The organism is Pseudoalteromonas sp. APC 3495 (assembly GCF_030407645.1).
In the GTDB taxonomy this organism is placed as follows: Bacteria; Pseudomonadota; Gammaproteobacteria; order Enterobacterales; family Alteromonadaceae; genus Pseudoalteromonas; species Pseudoalteromonas tetraodonis.
The window spans coordinates 46,522-60,785 of record NZ_JASDDA010000023.1 but is presented as its reverse complement, the minus strand read 5'-3'; the positions used below and the strand labels follow the sequence as shown (position 1 = coordinate 60,785).

Sequence of the window (14,264 nt, the reverse complement as noted above, 5' to 3'; positions counted from 1 at the left end):
TTTTTCACCCAAATTTGTATGCTTATTAGCATAACATTTCTTTCTTAATGGGTGGCCAAAATCACTGTACCACTACAGCTAAGGTTAAACAGGTTGGGTAAGTGGGGGGCGTTTTGCTGCTGGGCAATTATTAATACCCATAAAAATGGCTGAGGGGCGTTTGAAGTTTAATGTAATAGCATAAAGCAGAGCTTAATGGCTATGTAGCCATCAAGCTCTACTAACAGCTTGTTATTCAACCGTGGCTGTTAAACCACGACGTTTAAGTAAGGCTGATGTGTCTGGCTCTTGGCCACGAAATGCTTTAAACGATTCCATAAGGTCACGCGAGTTACCGACTTCTAAAATTTCTTTACGGTATTTGTCACCTAGTTCACGTTTTAAGCCTCCTTGCTCTTGTACATAAGCAAATGCATCAGCAGCTAAAATTTCACTCCACATGTAGGCATAGTAGCCTGCAGAGTAACCCCCTCTCATTGAATGAGAAAAGAATGCAGACTTATAACGCGGCGGCACAAATGGCACGTTAACGCCGTGTTTTGTTAAAACATCTTGCTCAAATTTTTCAATATCTTGCAGTGGGGCATCTGCTGGTAATGAATGCCATTCCATATCTAATAAAGTGGCAGATACATATTCTAACGTATCAAAACCTTGGTTAAAGCTTCTTGATTTTATTACTTTTTCAAGTAATTCATCCGGAATCGGCTCGCTTGTTTGATAATGTTTAGCATAGTTAGCAATTACTTCAGGGTGCATTGCCCAATCTTCTTCAAACGTAGACGGGAATTCAACAAAGTCTCTTGATACTGACGTACCAGATAAGGTTGGGTATTTTACTTTTGAAAGCATACCATGCAGGCCATGTCCAAGCTCATGGAACATAGTGGTTGTTTCATCGTAGCTAATAAGTGTCGGCTCACCTTTGGCGCCTTTTTGAATGTTCATAACATTCACGACAACAGGTTTTTGCCCATGCAAACCAGACTGTTTAACAAACGAGCTCATCCATGCGCCGCCACGTTTACCTTCACGCGCAAAATAATCAGCAAAAAAGATAGCTAGGCTTTCACCATTTGCGTCAAATACTTCATATGCTTTTACATCTGGGTGATACACAGGTAGATCGTTACGTGGCTTAAATGTAATGCCATACAAACGATTCATGGTAAAGAATACACCGTCTTCTAATACACGGTTAAACTCAAAATATTCTTTTACTGCTTTTTCATCAAGGTTGTACTTATCTTGACGTACTTGCTCGGCATAATATAACCAATCCCATGGTTTAAGTTCGAACTGCTCTGCAGATGCATTTATTTTTTCTTGAATATCGGTAGCTACTAACGCTACATTTTGAGTTAGCCTTGGCACCATGCTAGCAAACATATCAAATACAGCTTGTGGTTTTTTAGCCATTTGCGACTCTAAACCAAATTCAGCCCAGCTGTTGTAGCCAAGTAGCTTTGCTTTTTGTGCTCTTAATTTAACTAGTTGCGCAACAATGTCGCGATTACTAAATTCACCATCTAGCGCGCGCTCTGAAGATGCACGCCACACTTTCTCGCGTAAATCACGGTTTTGTAATGAAGCTAAAACAGGCTGGCGAGTGGTATTGGTGATTTTAATTAAATACTGCCCTTCGTGGCCGGCTTCTGTGGCTGCATTAGCAAATTGTTCAATTTGACCTGCCGATAAGCCAGCTAACTCTTTTTGGTCTTTTACGATAACAACATTACTTTTACTTAGCGCAAGTAAATTTTGTGAAAACTGCGTCGTTAAGGTTGATAGCGATGAGTTAATATCACGTATTTGCTGCTTTTGTTCATCATTAAGCTGAGCGCCTGAGCGCACAAAACGTTTATAGTAAACGTCTAATAGTCGTGTTTCTTGCGCTGTTAATGCTAAAGAGTCTGTTTTTTCAAAAAGTGTGGCTACTTTTTTAAATAACGCATCATTTAAAAAGATGTTGTCTCTGTGCGCTGCAAGCTTTGGTGCAAGTTCTTTTTGAAGCTCACGACGCGCTGGGTTTGAGCTAGAGCCTGCAAGGTTGTAAAAAATGCTGCTTGCACGCGTTAATAACTCGCCACTTTGCTCAAGTGCCACGATGGTGTTTTCAAAAGTCGTAGGGGCTGTATTATTAATAATGTCTTGTACTTGCGCCATTTGCTGCGCCATACCTTGATTAAAGGCAGGTAAAAAATGCTCATCTTTGATGACTGCAAAGTCAGGGGTTTCGTACTGTAGTGTGCTTTTTTCTAATAATGGGTTGGTAGCTTGTTTTGCTTGCGCTGAAACACTTTGCGCAGTAGTTTGCTGTTTGTTGTCAGCGTTTACATTTGGCTCAGAGCAGCCCGAAAGTAATAACGCCGAGCTGATTGCCGTGGCGAGTAAAGTTTTCATATTTACATTATCTTATTATTGTAACCAGTCGTTACCTTGTCATTAATCAAGTAAGAGTACGTTGACTTAAATGTAACCACACTTAGGTTGCGATAAAGTCTGAATTAACTGCGACGAGCTGGTAAGTTATATGCCTCATAGTGCATTTTTTGACGAGCGAGTAAAATATAAAGCAGTAAATAGGAGGGGCGTTGAGTGACTTAAATACGCCAGCGATACTTAATTTATTTACCTATCTAGTTATTTATCGACGCACGTCTTTTGGTGCGCCACCTTTTGGCCAGTCATCCGCTTTATTGGCAAAAATAGGACGTTCTAAATGTGAAAAGTAATAAGCAATATCAACAGCTTGTTGCTCGGTTAACATGCCTTCTTGGCCCAATGGCATATTTCCTTTAATAAATGCCGCTGCGGTGTAAGTGCGTGCCATACCTGCACCATCATTAAACGACTGACTGCCGGCAATGGCTGGGAACATGTAAGTATTATTAGGATATAAGCCTTGACCGTCTAGTTGGTGACAACTTGCACAGTGCTGAACGTAAAGAGTTTTTCCGTTATCGGCGTTTGGTACTAGCTCTTTATTAATAGTGACAAAACCTGTGTTGTCTTGCAGATCGTTTTTGTTTTTTATATTTTGTGATAAAAAGTTCATGTAGCTGACAATAGCCTGCATTGGCACTGAATTAGTAGGCAGTGGCTGACCGTTCATTGAGCGTTGAAAACAGCCATTAATTCTGTCTTCAATGGTGTTTATTTTTGCATTACGTGAACGATACTTTGGATATACCACATTCATGCCCACATAAGGCGCGGCTTTAGCTACACGCCCTTCATTAAGATGGCAAGTGCTACAATTGAGCTTATTATTTACGTTATTGGGAAGTTGTTTATAGGTATCAATAATTAATAAGCGCCCATAACGAATTAAATCCGACTCAGGGCTGGCATCGAGCTCATTAATAGCGGGCGTTACTAGGGTTTTAGGGTGATTTGCTGATAAGTTTATAATTGTGGGCGCATTACTTAACGCTTTTTGCACAAGTGATTGTGTTTGCGCTTCTTGTGAGTATACGGGCAAAGTAAACAACGTCGCGAATAAAACACTTAAATGAACTTTAAACATAATTAAAACCTAAATAAAAAAGAGTATTTAAACGACAGTGCTCACTATTGCTGTAATGTGGCTAAGTGTTTTTAATACCGGTGAAATTGGTAAGATGAATCGGTAAACCGTGACCCACTATCATTAAAATATAGTTAACGATTACTTAAAGGGTTAATAATTTAGTTAGTTTGATTATTGAACAGCAGTGCTTAGGTGGAGGTGTCATTAGTTTGTGATTAATTTATATAAGTTTGGTATGCATAGCCAAATGATTATGAACCATAACGCTATGCAAAGTGAGGTGTTTTTTGACTATTTTACTTACAGTTATAGTCCATAATTTTGTGTGATAAAGCGCTAAGTATGTCCACTACTTTAAAACTTGCTTGCTCCATAAGAGATACTTTTTCTACAGCAGTATTGATATCGCCTAATTGGAATGCTTCTAAAGCAGCAAAGCCATTCTTATGGACATCTTCATGTGGTTGCTCTAATGCTTTAAAGTCGTTAATGCTTGAATATTTTAATGCACCTTCACCTTGGTAATACCATTTACCTAAACGACACATGGTATGATCAGAAAAGTCTTCTGCAGTCTTATTTGATTGGCCTAAAATGACTTTATAAATATCGTATTTCCATACAATGTGATCCATTTTTACTGTTTGAATAAATGCATCGGCACTTGAATTAACAATAACGCTATACATATTTTGTGATAGTTCAACCACCTTTTTAGCGGTAGCATCAATTTCTGATGAGCTATTTGCAATGCCATCACTTTCTTCGCTAACGTTAGTAATGTTATTTACAACGCTTTGCATTTGCTCATTGACCTTAGCTATTAAATTAGAGATCTCGTTAGATGCATCAGAAGAGCGCTGAGCGAGCGTCCTTACTTCATCTGCCACAACAGCAAAGCCTCGTCCTTGCTCTCCGGCTCTAGCGGCCTCGATGGCCGCATTAAGTGCAAGTAAATTTGTTTGATCAGAAATCCCTTTAATTATGTTTACAAAATCATTAATTCCGATTGTTACTGACTGCAATTCTTTAACGGATTTAGTGGCTGATTTTGTATCTCTTGAGATATTATGTGTTGACGATGAAGTCGTTGCTAACATATCTAAAATTGTATCAAGTAATTCTTGGGATGACTTAAATGACGTAATATCATTAATTAGTTTATGTGAAGTTGAGGCTAAGCTTTCTCTGATGTCACTAATTAAATCAGATGACTGTAATGATAATGTGTTTAATTCACGCTGTTTTACAAAGGCTGTATCATTTGCTATTTCATTGTCGTTTTGTTGTGATTGCTCGCTGTTTGCTGCTAACAATTGCGCTTCAAGCTTTTCATTGGTTTTTTTTAATTGAATTAACTCGTTATTTAACTCATTAATTTTGTTTTTATATTTTGAATTGAACAGCATGTAGACCCCAATTTAAACACAGAAAATAAACGTATATTTTTTATTAAATTTACCTGAACATTGATTACTTTATTCGATTTTTTACAGGGGTGGAATTGACGTCCACCCAGGTCGATTTTTATAAAAGTAAGTTACAACACTATAATAGATGCTTTATAACCTTTTGGTAAATAAACTTTTCTTTTAATGCTTATAATAAGCTTGTTTAAGGTGAACACTGCTTTAGAAGTTAGTACTTCCTAATTGATTTACTCAACTGGGCTTGAAACTCATCAGGGAATAAAATTGTGCCGTCGTCTTCTTCGGTAGGGAACACGGCCACCAGTAAGTCGTCTTCTTCAAGGCCAGGTGTCCAGCGGCTAAACCAATCGTTTGTTGGAATTGCTTTAGGTGTACAGCCTTGCCATTCGCCGGTTGCCCAGGCTTGTGCGAACTCTCGTGTTGGCCATACCGGCACGCAATCGTCGTCCTCGTTAGTGAGCATTACGCAGCCGTCGTCATCGTTTAAAATCCACACTTGTTTAAATTGCTGCACGGTTTCGTACATGTATGCGAGTCGTTTTTTTGCGCCAAGGCCTAAAATTACGTCGTCTTGCTTTGATAAATTATCGGTGGTCATTTTTGGCTCTCTCTCACTGTGGAGTATACAAAGAGCAGCGAGCTGCTGCGCTTTAAAATTTAGTTTAGCTGATGGCTGCTAGTAGCTCATTGGCTAGTTGGTTTAGTGCGTCGGGGTCTTGGTTTGTTAATGCGTAGGTGCGTAATCCATATATACCCATAACACAAAATCGTGCCAGCTCTATGGCACTTCGGCCATTGGTAATTTCTTTATTATCAATTGCTTTTTGTAACTGCTGCGCAAAAGCATGCTCATATGCAGTTAAATTAGTACGCAATACGTGGCAAATTTGTGGATCGTTACCCTCTACCTCGCTAATGCTTTTTGTGAGCAGGCACACTTTGGTTGCTTCACCGTCAACGCATTCTTGCACAATGATATTAAGGTATTGTTTCAGCGTATCTAAAATACAACTGCTGTGCTCAAACAGCGCCGTAAACTGTGTATTGCGATCGGTTTGGTATTGCTCAGTAGCGGCTAAAAAAATGCCTTTTTTACTTCCAAATGCCGCGTATAACGAGCCCGGATGTAAATGGGTTGCTTGAGTAAGTTTTTGCATACTGGTTTTTGCATAACCGTGAAGCATAAACATCGCCATTGCTTGGCGCAGTACAAACTCTGTATCAAATTCTGCAGTTCTCATAATGACTCTTCTTGTTGGCAGAGTAGGTAAAACGAACTCTCAACAATAATCCTACCTTAAGCAGCGTTTAGGTAAAGCAGTTTACGCAATCTTGAACAAAGTTTCAAAATTATACTTGAATATTCATTCAAGTGACCTTATCTTGAATGTACATTCAATAAAGGATAAACATTATGTCGACAGACTTACTTTCACCTTTTAAATTAAATAACAGCATTGAACTGCAAAACCGCGTACTAATGGCACCACTAACTCGTTGTATGGCAGATGACAATTTAGTGCCTACACAAGCGATGGTTGATTACTACGCTCGCCGTGCTAATGTAGGATTAATTATTAGTGAAGCAATTATTATTCGTGCCGATGCACAAGGTTACCCAAATACACCGGGTATCTTCACTAGTGAACAAGTTCAAGGTTGGAAAAAAGTCACTGACGCCGTGCATGCCAATGGCGGTAAAATGTTCGCGCAATTATGGCATGTTGGCCGTGTTGCTCACCCTCACTTTTTTGGTGGTGATGTTCTGGCGCCATCGGCGATAGGGGTTGAAGGTTCAGTACCGCGTATGCGCGAGCTAACTTATATTACGCCAAAAGCTGCCACTAAAGATGATATTAAAGGCTTAGTGGCTGACTACGCTAAAGCGGCAGAAAACGCGATGGAAGCAGGTTTTGACGGCGTGGAAATTCATGGTGCTAATGGCTATTTAATTGACCAATTTTTACATTATGCTGCCAATGAGCGTGATGACGAGTATGGGCAAACACCAGAAAATATGTCTCGTTTTGCACTCGAAGTAACCGATGCCATAATTGATGTTGTAGGTAATGAGCGTACCGCTATGCGTTTAACACCAGGTGCCTACTTTAATATGAGCGAAGATAACCGTGATAAAGCAGTATTTGACTACTTATTACCTGAGCTTGAAAACCGCAAACTAGCCTATTTACATGGCGGTATTTTTGACGACAGCATGCGTTTTGATTCACTAGAAGGTAAATCAACCTCTGAATTTTTACGAGCTGGTTATGCAAGTACCTTAGTGGGTGTAGGTAGTTATAGTTTTGAAACTGCCAAACAAGCGATCAACGATAATAAATTTGATTTAATTGCCATTGGTCGCCCACTTATTGCTAACCCAGATTACATTAGCAAAATTAAAAATGGTGAAGAAGTGACACCTTATAGTGATGAGATGCTTGCTGAGTTAGTTTAAGTTTTAAAGAGTTCTCACTAATAAGCCCACAAATGTGGGCTTATTACTTAAAAGCGGATTTATGAATCTATCTTTTTAGATAATTCTGCAAGCTCTTGAATTTTAGTAACCGTTTCTTTTATGTAGCCGTTTATTTCTTCAGAAGATGCCTTTGAATTGCCTGCAAGAGTTCTTACCTCGTCAGCAACAACGGCAAAACCGCGTCCCATTTCACCTGCTCTTGCGGCTTCAATAGCAGCATTGAGTGCAAGTAAATTTGTTTGCTCTGATATTCCATTAATTGTTTCTACTATTTTGCTGATGGTTTGGCTTATATCTAATAATTCTTTCATTGATATTTGAGTTTGATTAACTGCTTTTTTTCTTTCCGTTATGTTTAAACCTATAAACATATAACTAGTGGTTTGACCATTAACATCACGAAGAGCACATATTCTCGCATCAAAGGCACTGTATTGATTATTTTTTTCAAGTTCAAAAGTTTTTGAGATATGTTTGTTTTTGTCTAAAAATGCTCTTTCTTCAACGCTGAGATCAGAAATCAGATTTTTAGCAAACTCTTCTACAGAAAAATTGGGTTTTAATGCCGTTTTTAGTAATTCGTTACAATCAAGTACTTCACCATGAAGAGACACTTGCAACATAGCTATAGACTCGCCGATAGTTTCTAGTTTGTTTGTGAAATCAAGCGCCATTTGCTTTACTTCAGATATATCAGCTTGAATTGCAATGTAATTTTCTAATTTCCCTTCTCTTATTACTGGGTTGATAGATAGCGAGGTCCAGTAAGCACTCCCCGATTTTTTATAGTTTAATATTTCTCCATAAAAAGGAGTTCGATTTTTAAGATGTGTGCGTATCGTTTCTATCATGTTTTTGTCAGAATCTTTGCCTTGTAAAAAACTGCCTGGTTTCTTACCTTTTACTTCACTTAAAGCGTATCCTGTTAAACGTTCAAATCCATTGTTTACATATTGAATATAGCCGTTAGGATCGGTGATTATTACCGCGTTGTCTGTTTCGTTTGCAACAAGTGACAACATCCGTTGTTCTTCTCTAGTTATTACCTCTTGCGTTACATCTTTGATAAAAGCTGTGTAAATAACGCGATTAGCTAATTTAATTTTCGATAGCGATAATCGCCCCCACACGGTTGTTCCATCTTTGCGTTCAATTTCAACTTCTCTACTGGTACCAACTATTTTATCGACACCTGTGTCTCGGTTTGCATTTACAAGCTCATCATGGTTATGTTGTATTGCATGGGGTACTAGCATTTTTACATTGTTTCCCATTACTTCTTGTTTACTGTAACCCCACAGTGTTTCTGCGGCTTTGTTATACAAAGTGATACAATTATTTTCATCAATACATACAACTGCATCAAGGGCTTGCTCTAACGATTGCTCATTGATTTCTTTTGCTTCACGCTCTGCTGATATATCTCTTATAAAAGCGGTGTAATGTTTGTTGTTATTTACTTTCACCTGAGAAAGCGCTAATTCGACCCAAATGCGACTTCCCGATTTAGTTTGTAACTCAACTTCTCGGTAGCTGCCAACAATTTTGTCTTGCCCGGTTTCTCTATGATGATTTACATAGTCGTCGTGGTTTGTTTTATGTTCGTCAGGGACTAGTTTTCGTATGTTGTGACCGAGTACTTCATCTTCTGTGTAGCCCCATAATTTTTGCGCGGCTTTGTTATAAAAGACAATATTGTTTTTTTCATCTATGGAAACAATTGCCGTAATAGACTGTTTTAATGCTTGCTCAGCGCTATTAGCGAAAAAATTAAACATAGTGCAGCTACCTGTAAGTAAAGCGTTAATAAAAAGATAGCCCAGAAAAAGCTGATTGCAAAATTGGTTTTTTAACTTTGTATAAAACCGTGTTTTTGGGCTAAAAGTTATCACTTTATGGGCTCTTAACTCTTTATATCTAAGTTAAATAAGATTTTGATCAATTGCAGTTAGAAAGAGTGAGAAAATTTTATGACTTTAGAGAGTCCCTTGGCTTTTGGGTGCTGTTTTAGTCTGATTGCTCTTAATTACGATGTGCTTGATTTGATTACTTTACGTCATAATTAACTCATATTTGTTTAACCTGTTTGTCAATAAAATTGCCCCTCGTTGTCATACTTAAAAAATAGACTGTGCCCGCTTTCATAATTACCTTTTTATAATTAGAATCAAATGGGACAACAATGTACGCTTTAAAAAATAAATCGATTTTGAGCATGGCTGTGGCCATGGCGGTATCAACTCCAGCTTATGCTAACGATAACGTGATAGAAGAAGTAACTGTTACTGCAAAACCAACCAGTTATGCAAACAACGTTATTGAACCTGCGATGCTAGAACAACAAAGCTCGGTATCGAGTGTGTTATCGGTAATTGATAACTTGCCAGGGATTAGCATAAACGAAGGCGACGCATTTGGCGGCGATGATTGGTCAACAACCATTACCATGCGTGGTTTTAGTATTGACTCTAACCAACAGCAATTAGGTATGACGATAGACGGCATTCCTAATGGTGGCTCTAATTATGGTGGCGGGGCTAAAGCGAATCGTTATCTCGATAGCGAAAACTTGGTGACAGTGGAAGTTGGCCAAGGTACCTCAGATATTAAATCTGCCTCATTAGAGGCATTAGGCGGTACTTTTAATTTTGTAAGTAAAGCACCGAGTTTAGATAAAAGCACCACCTTTGCTTATACCTCAGGCAGTCACGATGCTTCGCGTTATTATGTTAAGCACGAAACTGGCACCATTTTCGATAATACCCAAGCGTACGTGAGTTACTCACAAACCGATACCAGCCGCTGGATTGGCTCAGGCAGCAATGGCGGAAAAGATAACCAACACGCTGAGGCGAAATTTGTTACCACTCTTGATAATTTAACTATTACAGGGCGTTTATCGTACGACGATGTAAGCGAGAGCAACTACAATAGCGTGAGCCTAGAACAATTTGAACAAACCCCTGATTGGGATCAACTAACATGGAACTGGACAGGCGTTCCGCACTTTGACCAAATGTTTGCAGAAGGTTGGGGCACCCTGCGCGAAAATACCCTAGGCTATTTAAAATTTGAATACGCGATTTCTCCAACCTCATTATTAACCGTTAGCCCGTATTATCATAAAAATTCTGGCCGTGGCGATTGGATCCCACCTTATTTAACGTCCCCTGTAGATGAAAATGGCAACCCAACCACCGAGGGGGGCACAAACGCGGGCTCTTATGGTTTTACCGATAGCAACGGTAATCCACTTGCGCCGAACGCAGGTTGTACCGCAAGTTTAAACTGGCCATGGGAGTCGGGCCCTGAGCTTAATCCTGCGTGTTACGACGCTGATGCAACGCCTGTTATGTCTTATCGTCATACTCATTACAATAAAGATCGTTTAGGGGTAACTGCTAATTATCAAGCTAGCTTTGGCATGCACGATATAGAAGCGGGTTTTTGGTATGAGCAAAGCGACCGTGATGAGTCGCGTGATTGGCATAAAGTAATAGATGCCCGTATTTATCATCATTTTGATAACACCCCATACTGGACGCAATACAAAAACACCTTTGAGACTGATACGCTTAAATGGTATGCACAAGACTCAATGACATTTGGCGACCTTACCTTAAACCTAGGGGTAAAAAAATACTTAGTGGATATAGAAAAGTATGACCACTATAAAAACGCCACAACAGCTAAAGTAAACAGTGATTCAGACCTTCTATTTAGTGGTGGTATTTTGTATCAGCTAAATAGTAATACTGAGTTATTTAGCAGCTATAGCGAAAACTTTGCCGCTATTAAAGACGGTGTGCTTGAACGCGATAGCTCTGACTTATCAGCAATTAAGCCAGAAACCGCTGAAAATATTGACCTGGGTGTACGCTATCAAAATAATGCACTTAAATTAACAGCAACGGCCTATTCAATTGAGTTTGATAACCGCATCACCTTTATAGCACCAGGCAGCGACACGGGCGGTATAGACTACACCATAGGCACAAACGGCTCGTACCTCAATGTGGGCGGTATTGAATCAAAAGGTTTAGAGTTGTCAGCAAGTTACATGCTTAATAATGAGTGGAATGTATATAGCTCATACACCAATAATAGCTCTGAATACAAAGGCGATGCGCCAGGCTTTGAAGCTGGAGGCAAAGTAATTGACTCAGTGGATGATTTATTTGTGCTATCAACCGATTACTACAGTGGCGATTTCCGCTTTGGTTTATCTGCTAAATACACCGGTGAGCGTGGCGATGTAGACAGTTACACCGTGCTTGATTTAAACGCAGGTTATGCAGCCGAAGTTAACGCAGGCCCGTTTAAAGCCGTTGATATTGCCTTTGTGATTTATAACATTACCGATAAAAGCTACTTAGCAGGTGGTACGGGCAATGGGAGTACTTACTTTATTGGCTCACCACGCACAGCAGCAGTTACATTAACGGCTACTTTTTAAACCTAATGTAACCTTATATAAGCTCATCACCGATGGGCTTTTTGCTATAAAAAGATTGATGAGAACACAATGAAAAGCATGATAAAAATAACCGGATTAAGTTTAATTTTATTGTTTAATAATGTGGCATTGGCTGCTCAACAAAATGTAGTGTTAGTCACCCTTGACGGCGTGCGCTGGCAGGAAGTATTTAATGGTGCCGATAAAAACCTGCTCAATAATAAAGAATTTGTTAAGCAACCAGCACAGTTAAGCAATGAATTTTGGGATGAAAGGGTGCAACAGCGCCAGCAATTATTAATGCCGTTTTTAACACAAACGATTGCCACTCAAGGCGTAATTATGGGCGACAGAGCAAACGGCTCAGCGATGTCAGTGAGTAATCCATGGTATTTTTCATACCCTGGTTATAACGAAATTCTTACCGGCGAAGTGGATGAAAACATTAAGAGTAACGATAAAGTATTTAATCCAAATAAAACCATTTTAGAGCGATTAGATGCGCAGCCTGAATTTAAAAACAGCACGGCTTTATTTGGTAGCTGGGATGTGTTTCCTTACATTGTAAATACTAAGCGTAGTCATGTGTATGTAAATGCAGGATTTATGCCTATTGCCGATGATTTATTTGCCGATGCGCCCCTGTTAAACGCATTACAAACAGAAATCCCCAGCCCATGGCACAATGTGCGGCTTGATAGTTTTACCTATCGATTTGCTAAAGCCTATATGCTGGCTAAAAAGCCAAGATTATTGGTGATTAGCTTAGGGGAAACTGACGATTTTGCTCACGATGGCCATTACGATGCTTACTTAAAGTCGGCCAAACAAAGCGATGCATTTTTAAAAGATTTATGGCAAACCATTCAAAGCACAGCAGGTTATAAAAATAATACTACGTTAATTGTTACTACCGATCACGGCCGTGGCAGCTACGCAAACGATTGGCAACATCACAGCTCTAAACGGGCATTAGCAAAGTCGGAGCAGGGTAAAAAGGCATTTCCTGAGGGAATTATTGGCTCAGAGCATATTTGGCTTGCTGCCATTGGTCCTACAATTAAAGGTAATGGCTTAATAAAAACCGATAATGAGCTTAAACAAGCGCAAATTGCCGCCACCGTTTTAAAAGCACTTGGGCAAAACCCAGACACGATTAACCCTAATATGGCACCGGCTATTAATGAGATTTTAAAATGAAACAGTTACTAAAAACCTTTAATCATTCAGCGCTGTTACTTGCTTTTGTTATTAGTGGTGGCGCAATGGCTGCGCCCTCTAAAATATTGTTTGGCTCGTGTGGGCATCAAGATAAAGACATTCCTATATTTAACGCCATCAACAAAGAGCAGAGTGATTTATTTATTTTTTTAGGCGATAACATTTATGGCGATACTAACGACATGGCCGTGCTTAAAAATAAATACCAACGATTAGGGGCAAAGCCTGGCTTTAAAACCTTAAAAGCAAATACACCATTAATAGCCATGTGGGACGATCACGACTATGGTCAAAACGATGCGGGTAAAGAGTACCCGCATAAAGAAGCATCTCGGCAAATTATGCTCGATTTTTGGGATGAACCGGCAAACTCAGCGCGCCGAACCCGTGCTGATGGTATTTATACCTCTTACATGTATGGCGAAGGCGAGCAAACCGTGCAAGTGATCATGCCTGACTTACGTTTTAATCGCGATAAACTTAATTCAGTGAGCGAACTTGAGTATTACACCAAGCGTAAAGCAAATAACCAAGGCCCGTATAGTCCAACCGAAGTAAAAGGCGCGTCTATGCTAGGGGAGGCGCAGTGGCAATGGCTTGAAGCCGAACTTAAAAAGCCAGCAGCGATTAAACTAATTGCATCAAGCTTGCAGTTACTGCCTGATTTTACTGGCTGGGAATCGTGGGCAAATTTTCCAGAGGATAGAAACCGTTTATTTGCGTTAATTAAAAAACACCAAATAAATGGCGTGGTGATCATCAGCGGCGATACCCATTGGGGGGAAATTTCAAGGTATCAACACAATCTTGATTACCCACTCATTGAAATGACCAGCTCAGGCCTGACAGAAAAGTGGAAAGACGTTAGCCCAAATAAACATCGTGTCGGTGATTACACGCATAATGTTAACTATGGGGATTTAACCATTGATTGGCAGCAAGCAGATCCAGGCTTGTCACTTAAGCTCAAAGGCATTGATGGTAACGTAATAATGCAAAGTGACTTTAGCTTATCTAGCATAAGCCCATACCAATAGTTGGTTTAATATAAAAACGCACAGTGACTAAAGTGAGTCCTGTGCGTTTAAAAAAACAGCTAGCTACTGGCTAACATGCTGATTTATTAACGCCAATTCCTCCTTTGCG

10 protein-coding genes are annotated in these 14,264 nt (G+C 39.6%); 4 read left to right on the top strand and 6 right to left on the bottom strand.

Annotated features, from left to right (window positions below):
• Positions 1-231: 231 nt before the first annotated feature.
• From QL984_RS10890 to QL984_RS10870, 5 genes are all read right to left on the bottom strand, one after another.
• Positions 232-2,403 (bottom strand): M3 family metallopeptidase, encoded by a 2,172-nt coding sequence (locus QL984_RS10890; RefSeq protein ID WP_036956156.1) that lies wholly within the window; start codon positions 2,401-2,403, stop codon positions 232-234.
• A 244-nt stretch (positions 2,404-2,647) separates the two neighbouring features.
• The gene (locus QL984_RS10885) at positions 2,648-3,529 is read right to left on the bottom strand and encodes a c-type cytochrome (protein WP_058154430.1); all 882 of its coding nucleotides are present in this window, start codon (positions 3,527-3,529) and stop codon (positions 2,648-2,650) included.
• Positions 3,530-3,828: 299 nt separating this feature from the next.
• Entirely contained in the window at positions 3,829-4,941 is a 1,113-nt protein-coding gene (locus QL984_RS10880; RefSeq protein WP_128583386.1) for a methyl-accepting chemotaxis protein, read from the bottom strand.
• A 229-nt stretch (positions 4,942-5,170) separates the two neighbouring features.
• Positions 5,171-5,560: a DUF2750 domain-containing protein gene (locus QL984_RS10875; protein ID WP_013464647.1), complete on the bottom strand. Its 390-nt coding sequence runs from the start codon at positions 5,558-5,560 to the stop codon at positions 5,171-5,173.
• 64 nt (positions 5,561-5,624) lie between these two features.
• Positions 5,625-6,203, bottom strand: coding sequence for a TetR/AcrR family transcriptional regulator (locus QL984_RS10870; protein WP_013464648.1), 579 nt, complete (start codon positions 6,201-6,203; stop codon positions 5,625-5,627).
• Positions 6,204-6,376: 173 nt separating this feature from the next.
• Here QL984_RS10870 and QL984_RS10865 point away from each other — a divergent pair, with 173 nt between their 5' ends.
• Positions 6,377-7,420, top strand: a complete 1,044-nt coding sequence (locus QL984_RS10865; RefSeq protein ID WP_128583387.1) for an alkene reductase — start codon at positions 6,377-6,379, stop codon at positions 7,418-7,420.
• A 59-nt stretch (positions 7,421-7,479) separates the two neighbouring features.
• Here the strand turns inward: QL984_RS10865 and QL984_RS10860 are convergent, their stop codons facing one another.
• On the bottom strand, positions 7,480-9,219 hold the full coding sequence (locus QL984_RS10860; RefSeq protein WP_036956241.1) for a PAS domain S-box protein: 1,740 nt from the start codon (positions 9,217-9,219) through the stop codon (positions 7,480-7,482).
• Between the two features lie 404 nt (positions 9,220-9,623).
• Here QL984_RS10860 and QL984_RS10855 point away from each other — a divergent pair, with 404 nt between their 5' ends.
• The 3 genes from QL984_RS10855 (at position 9,624) to QL984_RS10845 (ending at position 14,155) form a co-directional block, all read left to right on the top strand.
• Complete coding sequence (locus tag QL984_RS10855) at positions 9,624-11,897, top strand: TonB-dependent receptor (protein ID WP_036956163.1); 2,274 nt, start codon at positions 9,624-9,626, stop codon at positions 11,895-11,897.
• A 69-nt stretch (positions 11,898-11,966) separates the two neighbouring features.
• The gene (locus QL984_RS10850) at positions 11,967-13,097 is read left to right on the top strand and encodes an alkaline phosphatase family protein (protein WP_036956164.1); all 1,131 of its coding nucleotides are present in this window, start codon (positions 11,967-11,969) and stop codon (positions 13,095-13,097) included.
• Positions 13,094-14,155: an alkaline phosphatase D family protein gene (locus QL984_RS10845; RefSeq protein WP_036956166.1), complete on the top strand. Its 1,062-nt coding sequence runs from the start codon at positions 13,094-13,096 to the stop codon at positions 14,153-14,155. Before QL984_RS10850 ends, QL984_RS10845 begins: the two co-directional genes overlap by 4 nt.
• Positions 14,156-14,264: the final 109 nt, after the last annotated feature.

Excerpts from the sequence above, each read along its gene's own strand:
- QL984_RS10890 (WP_036956156.1), bottom strand. The coding sequence starts at position 2,403 with ATGAAAACTTTACTCGCCACGGCAATCAGCTCGGCGTTATTACTTTCG.
- QL984_RS10885 (WP_058154430.1), bottom strand. The coding sequence starts at position 3,529 with ATGTTTAAAGTTCATTTAAGTGTTTTATTCGCGACGTTGTTTACTTTG.
- QL984_RS10880 (WP_128583386.1), bottom strand. The coding sequence starts at position 4,941 with ATGCTGTTCAATTCAAAATATAAAAACAAAATTAATGAGTTAAATAAC.
- QL984_RS10875 (WP_013464647.1), bottom strand. The coding sequence starts at position 5,560 with ATGACCACCGATAATTTATCAAAGCAAGACGACGTAATTTTAGGCCTT.
- QL984_RS10870 (WP_013464648.1), bottom strand. The coding sequence starts at position 6,203 with ATGAGAACTGCAGAATTTGATACAGAGTTTGTACTGCGCCAAGCAATG.
- QL984_RS10865 (WP_128583387.1), top strand. The coding sequence starts at position 6,377 with ATGTCGACAGACTTACTTTCACCTTTTAAATTAAATAACAGCATTGAA.
- QL984_RS10860 (WP_036956241.1), bottom strand. The coding sequence starts at position 9,219 with ATGTTTAATTTTTTCGCTAATAGCGCTGAGCAAGCATTAAAACAGTCT.
- QL984_RS10855 (WP_036956163.1), top strand. The coding sequence starts at position 9,624 with ATGTACGCTTTAAAAAATAAATCGATTTTGAGCATGGCTGTGGCCATG.
- QL984_RS10850 (WP_036956164.1), top strand. The coding sequence starts at position 11,967 with ATGAAAAGCATGATAAAAATAACCGGATTAAGTTTAATTTTATTGTTT.
- QL984_RS10845 (WP_036956166.1), top strand. The coding sequence starts at position 13,094 with ATGAAACAGTTACTAAAAACCTTTAATCATTCAGCGCTGTTACTTGCT.